This is a genomic window from Stenotrophomonas sp. PD6, from assembly GCF_049199305.1.
Taxonomy (GTDB): domain Bacteria; phylum Pseudomonadota; class Gammaproteobacteria; order Xanthomonadales; family Xanthomonadaceae; genus Stenotrophomonas.
Window position 1 is genome coordinate 151,331 of sequence record NZ_JBLZQD010000006.1, and the last position, 17,971, is coordinate 169,301.

The following is a 17,971-nucleotide window of genomic DNA, read 5'->3' on the forward strand; positions in this document are numbered from 1 at the left end:
ATAGGGCGGTTCGGATCTTTCAGGAAGTACGCAGCCGCGCATCGAAGCGCAGCCGCACGTAATCGGCGGTCCACTGGCCGTGCCCGTTGCGCTGGGTCGGCGCCAGCAGCGCCACAGTGTCATCCAGCACGCGCTGGCGCTGGGCCGCATCCAACCCGACCAGGAAGGGAGAAGCAAACGTGCGCAGCCAGCCCTGCATGCCGGTGGGCAGCACGGTCGGGCGCGGCAGGCACTCGATGTGGCGCACCTGGAAACCGTGCGCGCGCAGGCGCTCGGCGTATTCGTCGTCGCTGGGGAAGTACCACGGGAACGCGGGCAGCGCATGGCCGTTGCTGCACAGGGCGGCCTGCAGCGCGCTGGTGATGGTGGCCACGTTGCCTTGGCCGCCCATCTCGGCGACGAAGCGGCCGCCGCTGCGCAGGGCACGGCGCACCCCGTCGATCACCTTGTCCGGCTCGCGCATCCAGTGCAGTGCCGCATTGCTGAACACCGCATCGAAGCGGCGTTCGAAGGTCATGGCGTGCGCGTCCATCAGGTGCGCGTCGATGCCGCGTGCGCGCGCGCCGCCGATCAGCTCGGGCGAGCTGTCCATGCCGGTGACATGGGCGCCACTGAGTGCCAGGTCGAAGCTCAGCACGCCATCGCCGCAGCCCAGGTCGAGGATGCGCTCGCCGCGTTGCGGATCGAGCAGGCGCGCCACCGCGCCGCCGAGCAGCGGAACGAAGCCGGCGTCGATGGCGTAGTCGTGCGCATTCCACTGCTGGGTGGCGTCGGGGGCATACGGACTGTCGAAGGCACTCATGGTTGCTTCCTCAGGCGGCGGCAGTGGCCGCGGATTGTTCGGCGCTGGCCTGGCGCTGGCGCAGCAGGCGGTTGGCCACGTCCAGCCAGGCCAATGCAGAGGCTTCGATGATGTCGCGGCTGGTGCCGGTACCTTCGTACTCCACGCCGTCGTGGCGCACGCTCAGGTTGGCTTCGCCGCGTGCATCGGCGCCGATGCCCACGCTGTGCACGTGGTAGCTGTCCAGCATCAGCTGCACGCCGGTGGCAGCCGCCAGTGCGCCGAACAGCGCGTCCACCGGGCCGTCGCCCTGCGCGGTTTCGGCCACGCGGTTGCCGTCCGGATCGGACAGTTCGACCAGCGCGTTGGCACGGCTGCCCACGTCGCTGATGGTCATCGAGGCCAGGCGGTAACCGTTCTGGGTGGAGCTGCCCTGCATCAGTACCTGCAGGTCGGCGTCGGTCACCACGCGCTGCTGTTCGCACAGGGTCTTGAACTGTTCGAACACCAGCTTCAGCTCTTCTTCCTCCAGCCAGAAGCCCAGCGCACGCAGGCGTGCCTCGACCGCCGCGCGGCCGCTGTGGCGGCCCAGCACCATCTGCGAGTTTTCCCAGCCCACGTCTTCCGGGCGCATGATTTCGTAGGTGCCACGGTGGCGCAGCATGCCGTGCTGGTGGATGCCCGATTCGTGCGCGAAGGCGTTGGCGCCCACGATGGCCTTGTTGCGCTGGACCGGCATGCCGACCAGGCGCTGCAGCAGCTGCGAGGTGGAGACGATGCGCGGGGTGTTGATGCGGGTGTCTTCCTCGTAGAAGGCGTTGCGTACCTTCAGCACCATGGCCAGCTCTTCCAGCGAGCAGTTGCCGGCGCGCTCGCCGATGCCGTTGATGGTGCATTCCACCTGGCGGGCACCGCCCTCGATGGCGGCCAGCGAGTTGGCCACGGCCAGGCCCAGGTCGTTGTGGCAGTGCGTGCTGAAGATGACCCGGTCGCTGTCCGGCACGCCGGCGATCACGCGCTGGAACATGCCGCGGATTTCTTCCGGGGTGGTGAAGCCCACGGTGTCGGGCAGGTTGATGGTGGTGGCGCCGGCGGCGACCGCCACACGGGCGACCTCGATCAGGAAGTCTTCCTCGGTGCGGGTGGCATCTTCGGCCGAGAATTCCACGTCGTCGATGTAGCTGCGGGCCAGGCTGACGTGCTTGTGCACCGATTCCAGCACCTGCTCGCGGCTCATGCGCAGCTTGTGCTCGCGGTGCAGCGGGCTGGTGGACAGGAACACATGCAGGCGCGCGTTGGCCGCGGCCTCCAGCGCCTTGGCCGAGGTCTCGATGTCGGCGGCCAGGCAGCGCGACAGCACCGCCAGCGTCGGGCGGCGCACTTCACGGCCGATCATGGCCATGGCGTCGCGGTCGGACTGCGAGCTGGCCGGGAAGCCGGTCTCGATGATGTCCACACCCAGTTCGTCGAGTGCGCGGGCCATCACCAGCTTCTGCTGCGGGCTCATGCTGCAGCCCGGCGACTGTTCGCCGTCGCGCAGGGTGGTATCGAAAATTCGAATTCGGGGGGAGTTGGGCGTAGTCACCAGGAGGTCTCCTCGACGGCAAGGTCGGATGGGATGGCAGAAGCAGGAAGGGGTAAGGAATGGGGGGAGGGCGCGAGTACGGTCGGTAGCGGGGGCCGTGTTCGCTCGCTGGCGCGCCGGCGCGGTTTGCGCGGCGCGCGTGGGCGGATGTCGGCGAGCAGCTGGGCCAGCACCAGCGCATCGATGTTGCCGCCGGACACCACCGCGCACTTGCGCTTGCCGGCGACGCGCCGGCCGGCGGCCAGCGCCAGGGCGCCGGCACCCTCGGCGATGATGTGTTCTTCCAGTGCCAGCCGCACCAGGGTTTCGCGCAGCTCGGCTTCGCGCACGATCACCACGTCGTCCAGCAGTGCGCTGCACAGGCGGCGGGTCAGGAAGCCGGGAATCTTTACTTTCACGCCATCGGCCAGGGTCGCCACGGGCGCGATCTCGCGGACGTCGCCACGGATCGCGCGGGCCATGGAATCCACGCCCTCGACCTGCGCGCCGACGATGCGCACGCCCTGCGACTTCAGCGCCAGCGCGACGCCCGACGCCAGCCCACCGCCGCCGATCGGCACGATCACCACGTCCGGTGCATGCGCGGCCAGTTCGATGCCCAGCGTGCCCTGGCCGGCGATCACGTCCGGGTCATCGAACGCAGACAGGAACCGGTAGCCGTGCTGGTCGGCCAGGGCGCGCGCGAAGGCGTAGGCCTCGTCGTAGCTGTTGCCGTGCTGGCGCACGGTGGCGCCCCAGTGGGCGACACCGGCGATCTTGGTGGCCGGGGCGCCGTGCGGCATCACGGTGATGGCCGGGATGTCCAGGCGGTAGGCCGACCACGCCACGCCCTGGGCGTGGTTGCCGGCCGAGGCGCAGATCACCGGGCGGTCATCGCCGCGCTCGCGCCCGGCCAGCAGTGCATTCAATGCGCCCCGCACCTTGTAGGAACCGGTGCGCTGCAGGTTTTCCAGCTTCAGCCAGGTGCCGAACCGCTCCGCATAGTGCAGCGGCGTGGGCGGCAGGAACCGGCGCAGCCGCGCCTGCGCGGCCAGCACGTCGGCGACGCTTACATCGCCTACTTCCGGTTCCTGCGGGGTACGGCTAGCCGGCATGGCCACTCCGTAGGTTGCAGGCTCGGCGTAGAGCCACCCCATGGGTGGCTTCGCGGAAACGAACCGTGCGGCTGTACGGCGGCGAGGAGCCTTGAAGAAGACCCCCCCGTACCGGCACCGAAACCACGGCGCGGGCGTTCATACGTTCACTCCACTACCCGATTCCAGCGCACTGATCCGCACCGAAACGCAGTCGTAGATCTTCTCGATCTGGCGGCACAACGTCTCCGGCGGCCGGGTGCTGTCCACCACCAGCTGCAGGTGCCAGCGGCCGTCGTCGGCGGCATTGGGCGCACCCACGATCGCGCGCGGTGCGAAGCCACGGCGTTCGGCCATGCCGATCACGCGCAGCAGCGCGCCTTCGGCCGGAACCAGCACCAGGTCAAGCCGGTATTGCATGGGGGAACTCCTGGGACTGATGGGCGGGGTTGCTTTCCAGCATCGTGCTGTTGGCGTTGTTGGGCGGCACCAGCGGCCACACGTTGGCGCGCGCGTCGATGGCCACGTGCAGCAGGGCCGGGCCCGGTTCGGCCAGCAGCGCGGCCAGGCCGCCTTCGACGTCATCGCGGTTCTCGATGCGGGTGGCCGGAATGCCGAACACCTGGGCCAGTGCGGCGAAGTCCGGGTTGTCGGACAGGTCGATCTCGCTATAACGCTCGGCGAAGAACAGTTCCTGCCACTGGCGGACCATGCCCAGCGAGCTGTTGTCCAGCAGCACGATCTTCACCGGCAGGCGGCAGCGGGCGATGGTGGCCAGCTCCTGCACGTTCATCATGAAGCTGCCGTCGCCGGAGACCAGCACCACGGTGCGGTCGGGGCAGGCGAACTGCGCGCCCATCGCCGCCGGCAGGCCGAAGCCCATGGTGCCCAGCGCGCCGCTGGTCAGGTGGTTGCGCGGATGGTTGAAGCGGCAGTGCTGGGCCACCCACATCTGGTGCTGGCCAACATCGCAGGCAATGATCGCGTCGGCCGGGGCCACTTCGCTCAGGCGCTTCAGCAGTGCCGGGGCGTAGATGTGCGCGCCCGGTGCGTCGTAGCGGGCGGCGAAGCGCTCGCGGTGCCCGGCGCAGCGCTTGCGCCACGCCTGCTGCGAGGCGGCTGCGCTGGGCAGTGCCGCGGTCAGCGCACGCAGCGCGGTGCCGACATTGCCCGGCACCGCCACATCGGCGGTACGCAGCTTGGAGATCTCGTACGCGTCGGCGTCGATATGGATGACGCGGGCAAACGGCGCGAACTCGTTCAACTTGCCGGTGGCGCGGTCGTCGAAGCGCGCGCCGACCACCACCAGCAGGTCGCTTTCCTGCACGGCCATGTTGGCCGCGCGGGTACCGTGCATGCCCAGCATGCCCAGGTAGTGCGGGTGGTGCGCCGGCAGCCCACCCAGGCCACGCAGGGTCAGCACGGTGGGGATGGCGGTGGCGTCGACCAAGGCGCGGAAGTCTTCCACCGCATCGCCCAGGGCGACGCCGCCGCCGGCGTAGATCACCGGCTTCTCGGCGGCCTGGATCGCGGCGATGGCGTCGGCCAGGGCCGCGTCGCTTGGGGCCACCGGCGGGTTGACCGTCTCCGGCACGTGCACCGGCAGGTGGCTGGCGTCGGCGACCTGCACGTCCTTGGGCAGGTCGATCAGCACCGGACCGGGGCGGCCTTCGCGGGCGATGCGGAAGGCCTCGCGGACCACGCGCGGCAGGTCGTCGACCGAGCGCACCAGCCAGCTGTGCTTGACGATGGGCAGGGTCAGGCCGAACACGTCCAGTTCCTGGAACGCGTCGGTGCCCAGCAGCGGGGTGGCGACCTGGCCGGTGATGCAGACCATCGGCACCGAGTCCAGCATCGCGTCGGCGATGCCGGTCACCAGGTTGGACGCGCCCGGGCCGGAGGTGGCCACGCAGACGCCGACCCGGCCGCTGGCACGGGCGTAGCCGTTGGCGGCCAGTGCCGCGCCCTGCTCATGGCGGACCAGGATGTGCTTCAGCCCCGAATCCACCAGGGCGTCGTAGAAAGGCATGATGGTGCCGCCCGGATAGCCGAACAGCGTGTCGACGCCCTCGGCTTCCAGGGCCTGCGTCAACCAGCGTGCGCCATTACGGGGCGCGGTGCTGTGTGCGGAGGTGTTCATGCGGTGACCTTTGCGAAAGCGGGTGGGGGAGCCGCGCGGTTACGCGGCTTGACTTTGCAACCAGACCATCTTGGCGCGCAGTTCCTTGCCTACCTTCTCGATCGGATGCTCCAGGTCGGCCTGCTTGAACTTGTTGTAGTTCGGCAGGCCCGCTTCGTACTCGGCCACCCAGTTCTTGGTGAAGGTGCCGTCCTGGATGTCGGTCAACACGGCCTTCATGCGCTCCTTGGTGCCGGCGTCGATCACGCGCGGGCCACTGACGTAGTCGCCGTACTGCGCGGTTTCGGAGATGAATTCCAGCATGCGGGTGATGCCGCCTTCGTAGAACAGGTCCACGATCAGCTTCAGTTCGTGCAGTACTTCGTAATAGGCGATCTCGGGCTGGTACCCGGCTTCCACCAGGGTTTCGAAACCGGCCTGGACCAGCGCGGAGGCGCCGCCGCACAGCACGGCCTGCTCACCGAACAGGTCGGTTTCGGTTTCTTCCTTGAAGGTGGTTTCGATCAGGTTGGCGCGCGCGCCGCCCAGGCCGGTGGCGTAGGCCAGGGCGTACTCGGCGGCCTTGCCGCTGCGGTCCTGGTAGACGGCCCAGATGCACGGCACGCCACGGCCAATTTCGTACTCGCGGCGGACCAGGGCGCCCGGGCCCTTGGGCGCGACCAGCACCACGTCCAGGTCGTCGCGCGGGGCGATCATGTTGAAGTGCACGTTCAGGCCGTGGGCGAACAGCAGCACGGCGCCCTGTTTCATGTTCGGCGCCAGCACGTCTTCGTAGAGCTTCTTCTGCACCATGTCCGGGGTCAGCACGGCGACCAGGTCGGCGTCCTTCACGGCCTCGGCCGGCGCCTTCACGGTGAAGCCGTCGGCCTGCGCCTTGACCTCGGTGGGGCCGCCCGGGCGCAGCCCGATGACGACGTCGAAGCCGGATTCGCGCAGGTTCAGTGCGTGCGCGCGGCCCTGGCTGCCGTAGCCGACAACAGCGATCTTGATCTGGGGCAGGTCGTTGGTGCTCATGGGGGGAGGTCCTTTGGAGGAAGAATCGGAGGGTTCTGAAACGAAAAAACCCGCACCTGGGTGGGTGCGGGTTTTGATGGATACCTGGCAGTTCTACTTACACGCCGGTCCGTCCCGCACCTGTTGGTTGGGTAATAAGTACGAGGACGAGAAGCGAACGGATGGAGACCGCGCCGGAACCGGCGGGCTCGATGGATTCGCGAATGGGCGTGTGGCGCTGCAACATGTGATCGAGAAAACCACAGCGGTTTTGCCGCTGTCAACCGTGTTCCCACAATTTCCAACGGTTTCGCCTGTATCCAGCGCAAAGCCGCGCCGCATAAGGATGGTTGCGGCTGAAAGCGTTCCGGTGAACGCCAATTCAAGTTTTGAAGCGTGGTTTCTGCGCGGATTCGACTGTCGTGGACGGCCCTTTGCATGACCATTGTCGGATGTGCGCGACGGCCCGCAGCGGCGACCATCGAGGGCTGACCTCCTTCCAGGAACTCCCTCCCGTGCCCCGACCCCTTGCCCGCGCCGTCCTGGCCACCGCACTGCTCTGCGCGCTGCCGCTGCTGTCTTCCGCCGCCGACCGGGTGACCGGCCACGGCTTCGCCACCCGCTCGGAGGTGATCGCCCCGCACGCGATGGCCGCCACCTCGCAGCCGCTGGCCACCCAGATCGCACTCGATGTGATGAAGGGCGGCGGCTCGGCGGTGGATGCGGCGATCGCGGCCAACGCCGCGCTGGGGCTGATGGAGCCGACCGGCAACGGGGTCGGCGGCGACCTGTTCGCGATCGTGTGGGACCCGAAAACGCAGAAGCTGTACGGCTACAACGGCTCGGGCCGCTCGCCGAAGTCGCTGACGCTGGCCGAGTTCCAGCGCCGCGGGTTGAAGGACATTCCGCCGACCGGGCCGCTGCCGGTATCGGTGCCGGGCGCGGTGGACGGCTGGTTCGCGCTGCACGACCGCTTCGGGCGCAAGCCGATGGCCGACAACCTGGCCCCGGCGATCCGCTATGCGCGCGAGGGCCATCCGGTGGCGGAGGTGATCGCGTACTACTGGGACCGTTCGGTGCCGAAGCTGTCGCAGTACCCGGGCTTCAAGGAGCAGTTCACGATCAACGGGCATGCGCCGCGCAAGGGCGAGCTGTGGAAGAACCCGAACCTGGCCAATACGCTGGAGCAGATTGCGCAGGGCGGCCGCGATGCGTTCTACAAGGGTGACATCGCGCGCACGATCGGCACGTACTTCAAGGCCAATGGCGGCTACTTGAGCTATGAGGACATGGCCAGCCACCACGGTGAGTGGGTGGAGCCGGTCAGCAGCAATTACCGTGGTTACGATGTGTGGGAGCTGCCGCCCAACAGCCAGGGCATTGCGGCGCTGCAGATTCTGAACGTGCTGGAAGGCTACGATTTCTCGAAGATTGCGTTCGGCTCGCCGGAGCATGTGCACCTGTTCGTGGAAGCGAAGAAGCTGGCGTTCGCGGACCGTGCGCGCTTCTACACCGACCCGGCGTTCCAGCCGGCGCCGGTGGCGAAGCTGGTGTCGAAGGAATATGCGGCGGAGCGACGCAAGCTGATTTCGATGGACAAGGCGCTGCGTGAGGTGCAGCCGGGCACGCCGAAGCAGTTGGAGGAGGGCGACACGATCTACATGACCGTCGCCGATGCCGACGGCATGATGGTGTCGCTGATCCAGTCGAACTACCGCGGGATGGGCAGTGGCATGGCGCCGCCGGGGCTGGGCTTCATTCTGCAGGATCGTGGCGAGATGTTCGTGCTGCGCAAGGACCACCCGAATGGGTACGCGCCGGGCAAGCGCCCGTTCCAGACGATCATTCCGGGCTTCGTGACGAAGGACGGCAAGCCGTGGATGAGTTTCGGGGTAATGGGCGGGGCGATGCAGCCGCAGGGCCACGCGCAGATCGTGATGAATCTGGTGGACTTCGGGATGAATCTGCAGGAAGCCGGCGACGCGCCGCGCATCCAGCATGAGGGCTCGACGGAGCCGACCGGCCAGGCCACGGCGATGAGCGATGGCGGTGAAGTGAACCTGGAGACCGGCTACCCGTACGAGACGGTGCGCGCACTGATGCGCAAGGGCCACCGCGTGGTGTTCGCCGACGGCCCGTACGGTGGCTACCAGGCGATCATGCGCGACCCGGAAACGGGTGTGTATTACGGCGCCTCCGAGAGCCGCAAGGACGGCCAGGCGGCAGGCTACTGACCCACGGCGATCCTGGATCGCCGTATCGCCGGGCGATGCCCGGCTGCTTTCTGCTCCGCGTAGAGCCGGGCTCTGCCCGGCTGCTTCATGCATCTGTGCGAACAGCCGTTGGTTCAATCATGGCCTGAGCTGGGCCGGCGGGTGCGGGTTTGCGGGACACGCCGTGAATCCGTCCTTGGAGGCTTGTAGAAAACATCCATGTTTTCTACAGTCCCGCAAACCCGCCCCCGCCGACCCTCGACGGTGTGTTGGTGGCCACGGAAGATCAACGGCGATGCCGATTATTTTTCCTGCGTTACCGGACGTTGGTGGGTTCCGTGCATTCGTTCGGGAACCGAATCTACCGGCCCAGGCCCGTGCGGCGTAACCGACCCCAGACCCATTCGGCGTAACCGCCGCGTAGGGACACGCCGTGCGTGTCTGCTCTTCGTATCCGCACGCGACCAACTATCGGGGGCGGCCGGCGGGTAGCCCCCGGAGGGACGCTCCAAAACATGGATGTTTTGGAGCAGCCTACAAGGACGTACTTGCGGCGTGTCCCGGAGCGGGGCTGCCCGCCGGCCGCCCCAGCACGGATGAACTGAAACGCTGCTCTTGAGCGCTAGGTATCCGCTCGCGATGCCTCATAACGATGGGTTCACGGCGTGTCCCGGAGCGGGGCTGCCCGCCGGCCGCCCCAGCACGGATGAACTGAAACGCTGCTCTTGAGCGCCAGGTATCTGCTCGCGATGCCTCATAAGGAAGGGTTCACGGCGTGTCCCGGAGCGTGGCTGCCCGACGGCCGCCCCGGCACGCAGAAACTGAAACGCTGCTCTTGAGCGCTAGGTATCCGCCCGCGACGCCTCATCGCGTGTCTCTTCCTGCGCGGCAATCTCGCGCTCGATCCACGCATCCATCATCCGCCGCGCGCGCAGCGCGCGGCGGCGCTGCAGCTGGTATTCCATGTCCAGCACGCGGTACAGCGACCACATTACCGCCAACATCAGCAGCGCGAAGGGCAGGGCGGCGATGGTGATCATGCCCTGCAGCGCGTCCAGCCCGCCGGCAAGCAGCAGCGCGCCCGCGATCAGGGCGATGGCCACGCCCCAGGTGATCTTGCGCGACAGCGGCGGGTCGCCCGCATCGTCGGTGGACATGCTGGCCAGCACCAGCACGGCCGAGTCGGCCGAGGTGACGAAGAAGATCATCAGCAGCACCAGCGCAATCACTGAGAGCACCGTGGGCATCGGCAGGCTGTCGAACATGGTGAACAGCACCGTCTCGTAGCCGTTGCCCAGCGCCTGCACCAGGTCCACATGCCCGAAGATCTGCGACCACAACGCAGTGCCGCCGAACACCGAGAACCACAGGAAGCCGAGCAGGCTCGGCGCGATCACCACGCCCAGCACGAACTCGCGGATGCTGCGCCCGCGCGACACGCGCGCGATGAACGAGCCCACGAACGGGGCCCACGCGATCCACCAGGCCCAGTAGAAGATCGTCCAGTCTGCCACCCAGGTGCTGCCCGAGAACGGCGACATGCGCAGGCTCATGGTCACCAGCTGGTTGAGGTAGGCGCCGATGGTGGTGGTGAAGGTGTCGAAGATGAAGCCGGTCGGACCCAGCACCAGCACCAGCGCCAGCAGCAGGGCGGCCAGGGCAAGGTTGATGTTGGACAGCCACTTGATGCCACGGTGCACGCCGCTGGTGGTCGAGGCCATGTACAGCACGAACGCCACCGCGATGACGGTCAGCTGCAGCGGGACGCCGGCGTGGATGCCGAACACGCGCTCCAGCCCGGCGGCGATCTGGATGGTGCCGAAGCCCAGCGTGGTGGCCACGCCGATTGCGGTCGCCACGACGGCGGCCACGTTCACCACGGTGCCGATCCAGCCGCGATGATGCGCGCCGATCAGGGGCTGCAGCAGGTCGCTGACAAGGCCGCGCCCATTGCGGTTGAACTGGAACCACGCCATGGCCAGGCCGATCAGGGCGTAGATCGCCCACGGGTGCAGGCCCCAATGGAAGAAGGCGTAGCGCATCGAGGCGCGGGCGGCTTCCATGCTCTGCGGGGCCAGGCCTTCGGGCGGGGTGACGAAGTGCGAGACCGGCTCGGCCGCGCCCCAGAACACCAGGCCGATGCCCATGCCGGCGGCGAACAGCATCGACATCCAGCTGGCGTTGGAGAAGTCGGGCTCGGCATCCTCACCGCCGATGCGCAGCGAGCCCAGCCGGCCGAACGCCAGGTAGAGCAGGAACGAAAGGGTGATGAACACCACCAGCAGATACAGCCAGCCGGTGCTGCGGATGATATGCACCAGGCCACTCTGCACCACGGTGTTGAACGGGCCCGGCGCGACGCCGGCGACCAGCACCAGCAACAGCACCAGTGCGATTGAAATTCGGAACACCATGCAGGCGCGTCTCCGTACAGGCGCGAGCCGCAGCTCGCAGTCTCCAGCGGCACGGCGGCAACGACTGGCATGATTCGGGCCGGTCGAGCCGGACACAGCGGACAGCGCAGCAGCGGCGTCGCTGCGCGGCAGTCTAGCCAATGCGGCATGACAACCCTGTTCACGGTGCGCGCCTGGCTACACGCGGCGAGGCAACTTCGCCGTGGTTGTGGTCTAATCCGCCCCGAAGCGGGGGTACCGCGGCCAGGTGGCCACGGTTGAGACAGTCCCTTCGAACCTGATCCGGTTGATACCGGCGTAGGGAAGCTTCGCAACAGCCGATGCACCGCGCCGCCCAGCTCCCCGCCTGGCATCCGCGCGCCGTGCGCCTGCCGTGCGCCGCCGCTTCGTCCCTTGCCGTGCGAACCCTCGCACCGATAACCCAGGACGATGCCCGATGAACGCACACCCTTCCGCCCTGCAGCAACAGGCCCAGCAGCTGTCCGAATCGGTCACGCGACCCATTCCCGGCTCGCGCAAGATCCACGTGGCGGGTTCGCGCAGCGACCTGCAGGTGCCCATGCGCGAGATCGCGCTGACCCGCACGCCCACCCTGTTCGGCGGCGAAGAGAACGCGCCGCTGACGGTGTACGACACATCGGGTCCGTATACCGATCCGGAGGCCCGCATCGACCTGTCCACCGGCCTGCCGGCGCTGCGCGCGGGCTGGGTGGCCGAGCGCGGCGACACCGAGCTGCTGGAGCGGCTGAGCTCGGCGTTCGGGCGTTCGCGCGAAACCGACGCCCGCCTGGACGCAGTGCGCTTCCCCTCGCGCCTGCAGCCGCGCCGCGCGGTGGCCGGTGCCAACGTCACGCAGATGCACTACGCCCGGCGCGGCATCATCACACCCGAAATGGAGTTCGTGGCGATCCGCGAGAACCAGCGCATCGAGGCGATCCGCGACAAGGCGTTGCTGATGCAGCATCCGGGCCAGTCGTTCGGGGCATCGATTCCCGCTTCGATCACGCCCGAGTTCGTGCGTGAGGAGATCGCACGCGGCCGCGCGGTGCTGCCCAACAACATCAACCACCCCGAAAGCGAGCCGATGATCATCGGCCGCAACTTCCTGACCAAGATCAACGCCAACATCGGCAACAGCGCGGTGTCCTCCGGCATCGCCGAGGAGGTGGAGAAGCTGGTGTGGGCGATCCGCTGGGGCGGCGACACCGTGATGGATCTGTCCACCGGCAAGCACATCCACGAAACCCGCGAATGGATCCTGCGCAATTCGCCGGTGGCGATCGGCACGGTGCCGATCTACCAGGCGCTGGAAAAGGTGGACGGGCGCGCGGAAGAACTGAGCTGGGAGATCTTCCGCGACACCCTCATCGAACAGGCCGAGCAGGGCGTGGACTACTTCACCATCCATGCCGGTGTGCTGCTGCGCCACGTGCCGCTGACCGCCAAGCGCGTGACCGGCATCGTTTCGCGCGGCGGTTCGATCATGGCCAAGTGGTGCCTGGCCCACCACCGCGAGAACTTCCTCTACACGCGCTTCGAGGACATCTGCGAGATCATGAAGGCCTACGACGTGACCTTCTCGCTGGGCGATGGCCTGCGCCCCGGCTGCATCGCCGATGCCAACGACGCCGCGCAGTTCGGTGAACTCGAAGCGTTGGGCGAGTTGACCAAGATCGCGTGGAAACATGACGTTCAGACCATGATCGAGGGCCCCGGCCATGTGCCGATGCAGCTGATCAAGGAGAACATGGACAAGCAGCTGCGCGAATGTGGCGAGGCGCCGTTCTATACGCTGGGGCCGCTCACCACCGACATCGCACCGGGCTATGACCACATCACCAGCGCGATCGGTGCGGCCATGATCGGCTGGTATGGCACCGCCATGCTCTGCTACGTCACGCCCAAGGAGCACCTGGGCCTGCCCAACCGCCAGGATGTGCGCGACGGCATCATGGCCTATCGCATCGCCGCGCATGCCGCCGACCTGGCCAAGGGCCACCCGGGCGCGCAGGTGCGCGACAACGCGCTGAGCAAGGCACGCTTCGAGTTCCGCTGGGAGGACCAGTTCCATCTCGGCCTCGATCCGGAGAAGGCCAAGGAGTTCCACGACGAGACCCTGCCCAAGGATGCGCACAAGCTGGCGCACTTCTGCTCCATGTGCGGCCCGCATTTCTGCTCGATGAAGATCACCCAGGACGTGCGCGACTATGCGGCGGGGCAGGGGCTGGACGAGCAGGCGGCGCTGGCGGCCGGCATGGCCGAGAAGTCCACGCAGTTCCGCGAACTGGGCGCCGAGGTCTACCGACCGGGGTAGGTCACGACCATTGGTCGTGACGCCATAGGGTCATGACCCGCCAAACGCGCGGGTGCCGGGGCGGCCATCATGCCGCCTCGGTGCGCGCTCCGCTAAGCTTCGGCCCACCGACACAGGGGCAGGGACCACCACGATGGCGATCGCACGCACCACCAAATGGCTGGCCATCGCCCGCCGGCACCCCTCGGCCTGGCTGCTTGGCGTGCAACTGCTGGGCGTGCTGCTGTACCCGGCCATGGACGAGTCCGGCGCGGGCCGGGCGCTGTTCGGCGCGTTCGGTATCGCCGTGCTCGGCCTGGCGTTGTGGGTGGTGCGGCGCAGCCCGCTGGGCATGTGGGTGGCGCTGGTGCTGGCCATTCCCTCGGTGGTGTTCTCCGTCGCCGGCGCGTTGCTGGGCCGGCCGACCCTGGTCACCACGGCGCAGCTGCTCGAATGCCTGCTGTACTTCTATACCGCCGGCAGCCTGATCGCCTACATGCTGCAGGACCACAAGGTCACCCGCGACGAGCTGTTCGCCGCCGGTGCCACCTTCACGTTGCTGGCGTGGGCATTCGCGTTCGCCTTCGCGGTGTGCCAGCAGTGGTACCCCGGCAGCTTCATGGCCACCAGCGAGAGTGAGCTGCGCACGTGGATGGAGCTGCTTTATCTGAGCTTCAGTCTTCTGTCAGGCGTAGGACTCAGCGATGTAGTCCCCGTTCATCCGCAGGCGCGGGCGCTGGTGATGCTGGAGCAGTTCGCGGGCGTAATGTACGTGGCGCTGGTGGTGTCGCGACTGGTCGGGTTGACCATGATCCGCAACGCGCGAAACTGAATCAAAGATAAAATAATTCTGAATCGAACATAAAAAATTCGCGCCCGAAGGCGCGAATAGTGAAGCAGTTTATGTGGATTCGTCGGCGAGAGAGGGCCTGATGTCGTCCCCGCGCACAGGCGCGGTTTAACCTGCATAGGCTAGGATTATCGCCCTTCAGTGTTTTTGCGCTTTGCGCTGATGGCTTGTGCGGAATCTGGCGGTTCGTTCGATCGGTAGTTGATTCGATGAATGCTGCATTCCTGTTGTCCTGCTGTTGTACGTAGCACCGGAATGATCAGCATAGAGAGTGGGCCACCCATTGCCGACCGCATCAGGATCGGCGACTGCACGATCACGATCTCATCGCGTGAAGTGATGGTGGATGGTGCGCGTCGTGTGCGCCGGCTCACGCCGAAGGCGCTGGGCGTGCTGCGCGTGCTGATGCGCGTGCCCGGTGCCGTGGTGACGCGCGACGAGCTGTTTGCCGAGGTCTGGCCGGACACCCTGCCCACCAACGATGTGCTCACCCAGGCCATCACCCAGCTGCGCAAGGCGTTCGCGCGCGACGACGAGAGCGGCGCGGCCTATATCGAAACCATCGCCAAGTCCGGCTATCGGTTGCTGCAGCCGGTGACGGAGCTGGCCGAGCCCGTTGCCGGGAGCACGAACGACGCGGCGCCCAGCGAAGACGAGCGTGACGCGCTGGCGGCGGTGTTTGCGGCGGCCAGCCCCGTGCCGCGCCCGCGCAGCCGCTGGCGGCGCATGCGTCGCTACGTTCTGTTGGCGATCGGGCTCGGCATGGTCGTTGCCCTGCTGGTGATGACCGCGCTGCTGCTGCAGCGTCCTGAGCAGCAGGCGGGCGGCAGTGGCGTGCTGGCCGACGGCAGCCGCGTGGTGGGCAGCCCGCAGCGCCCGTACCGGCTGATCACGGCCACCTCCGGCTTTGAAACCTATCCCACGGTGTCCCCGGACGGCTCCCAGGTTGCCTACGAGGCCGACGGCACCGCCCATGGGGGCAGCACCATCAAGGTACAGACCTCGGGCAATGCGCCGGCGCGTGCGCTGGCCGACACGCCGTCGGGCCACTCGGACCGCTTTCCGAACTGGTCGCCCAACGGGCGCGAGATCGCCTTCGCCCGGTTCGGGCCCGAAGCCAGCTGCGAGGTGTTGATCGGCAGCGCCACCGGGGGCGCGCTGCGCCATGTGACGCGCTGTGATGGCACCGAACTGCTCAGTTTCGACTGGACGCCGGACGGGCGTGGGCTGGTGTTCGGCTCGCTGGCCGGGCGGTATGCCCATCGCGGCATCCGCGTGCTGGATATCGCCAGTGGCCAGTGGACCGCATTGAACTATGTGGTGGCCGAAGACAGTTTCGATTACGCCCCGCGCTTCTCCCCGGACGGGCGCTGGATCGTGTTCGTGCGCAACCCGCAGATCGGCGACCTGTGGCGCCTGCCGGCGCAGGGTGGGGTGCCCGAGCAGCTCACCGACGATTCGGCTGAAATCCGTGGCTGGGCCTGGCGCAGCGACAGCCGCCACATCGTGTTCGGCCGCCGCGTGGACAGCGAGGCGCGGCTGTACGAACTGGATACCGAGACGCGTACGTTGCGCGACGTGGGCATCGACGATGCGCAGTCGCCTGCGCTGTCGCGGCACAACAACATGCTGGCGTTCGTGCACCGCAAGGCGCAGTTCGGCCTGTTCCGGGTGCCGGTCGCCGACGGGCGCCCCGGCACGCCCGAGCGCCTGTTCCCGTCCAACGGCCGCGATGGCCAGCCGATGCTGGCGCCGGACGGGCGGCAGTTGGTGTTTACCTCGGACCGTTCGGGCAACTACGGCCTGTGGTGGGCGGACCTGTCGCGCCCGGAGTCGCTGCGCCCGGTGGAGGGCCTGCGCCCGGAAACCCGCCAGGCCGCCGACTGGTCGGCCGACAGCACGCATCTGCTGGTATCAGGCCGCGACGCGCAGGCGCGGCCGGTCATCTATGAGGTGTCGCCGCGCGACGAACAGGTGGTGGTGTTGCCAGTGCCCGTAGCGCAGCCGCTGCAGGCGTTGTATGCCGGCGACAACGACCACGTGCTGGTGGTCGAGCGTGACCAGGACGAGCGCATGCGGCTGTCGTTGTTCGACCGGCGCAGCACCCCCTGGAAACTGTTGGGGCATATCGATGGCGTGTCGCAGGCACGGTTCGATACCGCCCACCAGCGCGTCCTGTTTACGCGGCTGTCGGCCGGCGGGCTGTGGTCGGCCGATGCGCGCCTGGATCCGGCCAGCATCCGCCAGGTCAGTGAGGACCGGCCCTCGCGTTGGCGCTACCGGACCTGGACCGTAGCCCGCGACGGCAGCCTGGACTACCTGTCCACCAGCGCCGAGTGCGCGACCGCGTTTGTACGAATGAGTGCGCCGTCGGCCGGCGCCGAGTACTGCCTGGACACCGAACGGCTCAGCGCCGGCAACGGATTCAGTGCGCAGCCGGACGGCAGCGCGTTGTACCTGGCCTTGGCGGTGGCCGACGGTGCCGACATCGGCGTGATGACGATGCCTGAACCCCCGCGTCCGGTGTTCTCGTCGATCAGCAACGTATTGTTCTGGAAGGCAAAATAGCCTTCGTGATTCTTTCGTGCCGACCTCGTGTCGAATTCGGATCAATCTCGTCGTTCGTTCCTGACGCTGACCGCCTGATTTGGCAAAACGGGTGCCCCATAACGGCAAACCCCGGTGCACGTCATGCGTCAGCTCACTCTCGCCGATCGCGGCCAATCGCTTTCCCTGGACAAGATCGTCGACGACGGCCCGTTGCCGACCTGCCTGGGCGTGGCCCGGCTGGGTAGCCTGCAGACCGCCGGCACCACGTTCACCGTGTGGATGCAGCTGCGCGGCAGCGCCTGGGTGGAATCGAAGGAAGGCAAGTTCCGGCTGCGCCAGCGCGAGTGGATTGCGTTCGAGAAGGAATCCAAGCCGATGATCCAGGCCGGACGCGATGGTCTGTGCATCGGCCTGAGCCTGACCCCCGAAGCGCTGCGCGCGCTCGGCGAGCTGGCCGACTGCAGCCTCTATGCCGGCCGCGGCAGCATGTCGCGCAGCGAAGTGCGGGTTGCCCTGCGCCTGTGGCGTGAAGCGCTCGCCGATGGCCAGCCGGCGCAGTCGCTGCGCCCGGTGCTGCTGCACCTGGCCTCGCTGCAGGGCGCACTCGCCACCGGCGTGCAGCGCTGCCCGGGCCGTTCGCGTCTGCGCAAGCGCCAGGTGTTCGGCCGCATGCAGCGTGCGCGTTTGTTCCTGGAAGGCAACAGCCACCGCGTGGTGCGCATCGGCGAGCTGGCCGAACTGACCAACTTCTCCAGCTGGTATCTGTCCAAAACCTTCCAGAGCCTGTACGAAGAGAGCCCGCAGTCGCTCTCGGCGCGCCTGCGCCTGGAACGTGCCGCCGACCTGCTGCGCGACACCGACATGATGATCGGCGAAGTCGCTGCCGCAAGCGGTTTCGACAACTGCTGCAGCTTCGCACGTGCGTTCCGCGCCCGTTTCGGGCAGTCGGCATCGGGCTTCCGCCAGACCGGCGGAATGCTTCCGCCAAAGTCGGCAAAGCGTCCCGTGGCATCGCGCAAATAATTAACGGTAACGCAATCGTAACTTTCCGAGGCGGTTTAACACGCTACTAACGTACC

Annotated in this window: 13 protein-coding genes and 1 riboswitch; of the genes, 6 read left to right on the forward strand and 7 right to left on the reverse strand. The window is 67.5% G+C overall.

Annotation, left to right across the window (positions count from 1 at the left end; all coding sequences use genetic code 11):
• Window positions 1-19 precede the first annotated feature (19 nt).
• The 6 genes from ACOZHM_RS11130 to ilvC form a co-directional block, all read right to left on the reverse strand.
• Window positions 20-802: a class I SAM-dependent methyltransferase gene (locus tag ACOZHM_RS11130; RefSeq protein WP_421569312.1), complete on the reverse strand. Its 783-nt coding sequence runs from the start codon at window positions 800-802 to the stop codon at window positions 20-22.
• Window positions 803-812: 10 nt separating this feature from the next.
• Complete coding sequence (locus ACOZHM_RS11135; RefSeq protein ID WP_421569313.1) at window positions 813-2,366, reverse strand: 2-isopropylmalate synthase; 1,554 nt, start codon at window positions 2,364-2,366, stop codon at window positions 813-815.
• Window positions 2,363-3,460, reverse strand: a complete 1,098-nt coding sequence (locus ACOZHM_RS11140; RefSeq protein ID WP_421569314.1) for a threonine dehydratase — start codon at window positions 3,458-3,460, stop codon at window positions 2,363-2,365. Before ACOZHM_RS11140 ends, ACOZHM_RS11135 begins: the two co-directional genes overlap by 4 nt.
• 138 nt (window positions 3,461-3,598) lie before the next feature.
• Window positions 3,599-3,859 carry an ACT domain-containing protein gene (locus ACOZHM_RS11145; RefSeq protein ID WP_421569315.1) on the reverse strand — a complete coding sequence of 87 codons (261 nt, stop codon included), beginning with the start codon at window positions 3,857-3,859 and terminating at the stop codon, window positions 3,599-3,601.
• On the reverse strand, window positions 3,843-5,579 hold the full coding sequence (gene ilvG, locus ACOZHM_RS11150; RefSeq protein WP_421569316.1) for an acetolactate synthase 2 catalytic subunit: 1,737 nt from the start codon (window positions 5,577-5,579) through the stop codon (window positions 3,843-3,845). Before ilvG ends, ACOZHM_RS11145 begins: the two co-directional genes overlap by 17 nt.
• A gap of 39 nt (window positions 5,580-5,618) precedes the next feature.
• Complete coding sequence (gene ilvC, locus ACOZHM_RS11155) at window positions 5,619-6,593, reverse strand: ketol-acid reductoisomerase (RefSeq protein WP_145479266.1); 975 nt, start codon at window positions 6,591-6,593, stop codon at window positions 5,619-5,621.
• A 76-nt stretch (window positions 6,594-6,669) separates the two neighbouring features.
• Here ilvC and ACOZHM_RS11160 point away from each other — a divergent pair, with 76 nt between their 5' ends.
• Both ACOZHM_RS11160 and ggt read left to right on the forward strand, forming a co-directional pair.
• Window positions 6,670-7,014, forward strand: coding sequence for a hypothetical protein (locus ACOZHM_RS11160; RefSeq protein WP_421569317.1), 345 nt, complete (start codon window positions 6,670-6,672; stop codon window positions 7,012-7,014).
• Window positions 7,015-7,087: 73 nt separating this feature from the next.
• Window positions 7,088-8,806, forward strand: a complete 1,719-nt coding sequence (ggt, locus tag ACOZHM_RS11165; RefSeq protein WP_421569318.1) for a gamma-glutamyltransferase — start codon at window positions 7,088-7,090, stop codon at window positions 8,804-8,806.
• Between the two features lie 821 nt (window positions 8,807-9,627).
• On the opposite strand, the gene ACOZHM_RS11170 is transcribed toward ggt, so the two are convergent.
• Window positions 9,628-11,199: a BCCT family transporter gene (locus ACOZHM_RS11170; RefSeq protein ID WP_421569319.1), complete on the reverse strand. Its 1,572-nt coding sequence runs from the start codon at window positions 11,197-11,199 to the stop codon at window positions 9,628-9,630.
• A gap of 220 nt (window positions 11,200-11,419) precedes the next feature.
• Window positions 11,420-11,521: riboswitch (TPP riboswitch) on the forward strand.
• A 114-nt stretch (window positions 11,522-11,635) separates the two neighbouring features.
• Between ACOZHM_RS11170 and thiC the strand changes: the two genes are divergently transcribed.
• The 4 genes from thiC to ACOZHM_RS11190 all read left to right on the forward strand — a co-directional run bounded on the left by thiC (window position 11,636) and on the right by ACOZHM_RS11190 (window position 17,915).
• The gene (gene thiC / locus ACOZHM_RS11175; protein ID WP_421569320.1) at window positions 11,636-13,513 is read left to right on the forward strand and encodes a phosphomethylpyrimidine synthase ThiC; all 1,878 of its coding nucleotides are present in this window, start codon (window positions 11,636-11,638) and stop codon (window positions 13,511-13,513) included.
• Window positions 13,514-13,646: 133 nt separating this feature from the next.
• Window positions 13,647-14,324: an ion channel gene (locus tag ACOZHM_RS11180; protein ID WP_421569321.1), complete on the forward strand. Its 678-nt coding sequence runs from the start codon at window positions 13,647-13,649 to the stop codon at window positions 14,322-14,324.
• Between the two features lie 273 nt (window positions 14,325-14,597).
• Entirely contained in the window at window positions 14,598-16,910 is a 2,313-nt protein-coding gene (locus ACOZHM_RS11185; protein ID WP_421569322.1) for a winged helix-turn-helix domain-containing protein, read from the forward strand.
• A gap of 123 nt (window positions 16,911-17,033) precedes the next feature.
• Complete coding sequence (locus ACOZHM_RS11190; protein ID WP_421569323.1) at window positions 17,034-17,915, forward strand: helix-turn-helix transcriptional regulator; 882 nt, start codon at window positions 17,034-17,036, stop codon at window positions 17,913-17,915.
• The last annotated feature ends 56 nt before the right edge of the window (window positions 17,916-17,971 follow it).

Excerpts from the sequence above, each read along its gene's own strand:
- ACOZHM_RS11185 (WP_421569322.1), top strand. The coding sequence starts at position 14,598 with ATGATCAGCATAGAGAGTGGGCCACCCATTGCCGACCGCATCAGGATC.
- ACOZHM_RS11140 (WP_421569314.1), bottom strand. The coding sequence starts at position 3,460 with ATGCCGGCTAGCCGTACCCCGCAGGAACCGGAAGTAGGCGATGTAAGC.
- thiC (WP_421569320.1), top strand. The coding sequence starts at position 11,636 with ATGAACGCACACCCTTCCGCCCTGCAGCAACAGGCCCAGCAGCTGTCC.
- ACOZHM_RS11170 (WP_421569319.1), bottom strand. The coding sequence starts at position 11,199 with ATGGTGTTCCGAATTTCAATCGCACTGGTGCTGTTGCTGGTGCTGGTC.
- ACOZHM_RS11160 (WP_421569317.1), top strand. The coding sequence starts at position 6,670 with ATGGATACCTGGCAGTTCTACTTACACGCCGGTCCGTCCCGCACCTGT.
- ACOZHM_RS11190 (WP_421569323.1), top strand. The coding sequence starts at position 17,034 with ATGCGTCAGCTCACTCTCGCCGATCGCGGCCAATCGCTTTCCCTGGAC.
- ACOZHM_RS11180 (WP_421569321.1), top strand. The coding sequence starts at position 13,647 with ATGGCGATCGCACGCACCACCAAATGGCTGGCCATCGCCCGCCGGCAC.
- ACOZHM_RS11130 (WP_421569312.1), bottom strand. The coding sequence starts at position 802 with ATGAGTGCCTTCGACAGTCCGTATGCCCCCGACGCCACCCAGCAGTGG.
- ACOZHM_RS11145 (WP_421569315.1), bottom strand. The coding sequence starts at position 3,859 with ATGCAATACCGGCTTGACCTGGTGCTGGTTCCGGCCGAAGGCGCGCTG.
- ilvG (WP_421569316.1), bottom strand. The coding sequence starts at position 5,579 with ATGAACACCTCCGCACACAGCACCGCGCCCCGTAATGGCGCACGCTGG.
- ilvC (WP_145479266.1), bottom strand. The coding sequence starts at position 6,593 with ATGAGCACCAACGACCTGCCCCAGATCAAGATCGCTGTTGTCGGCTAC.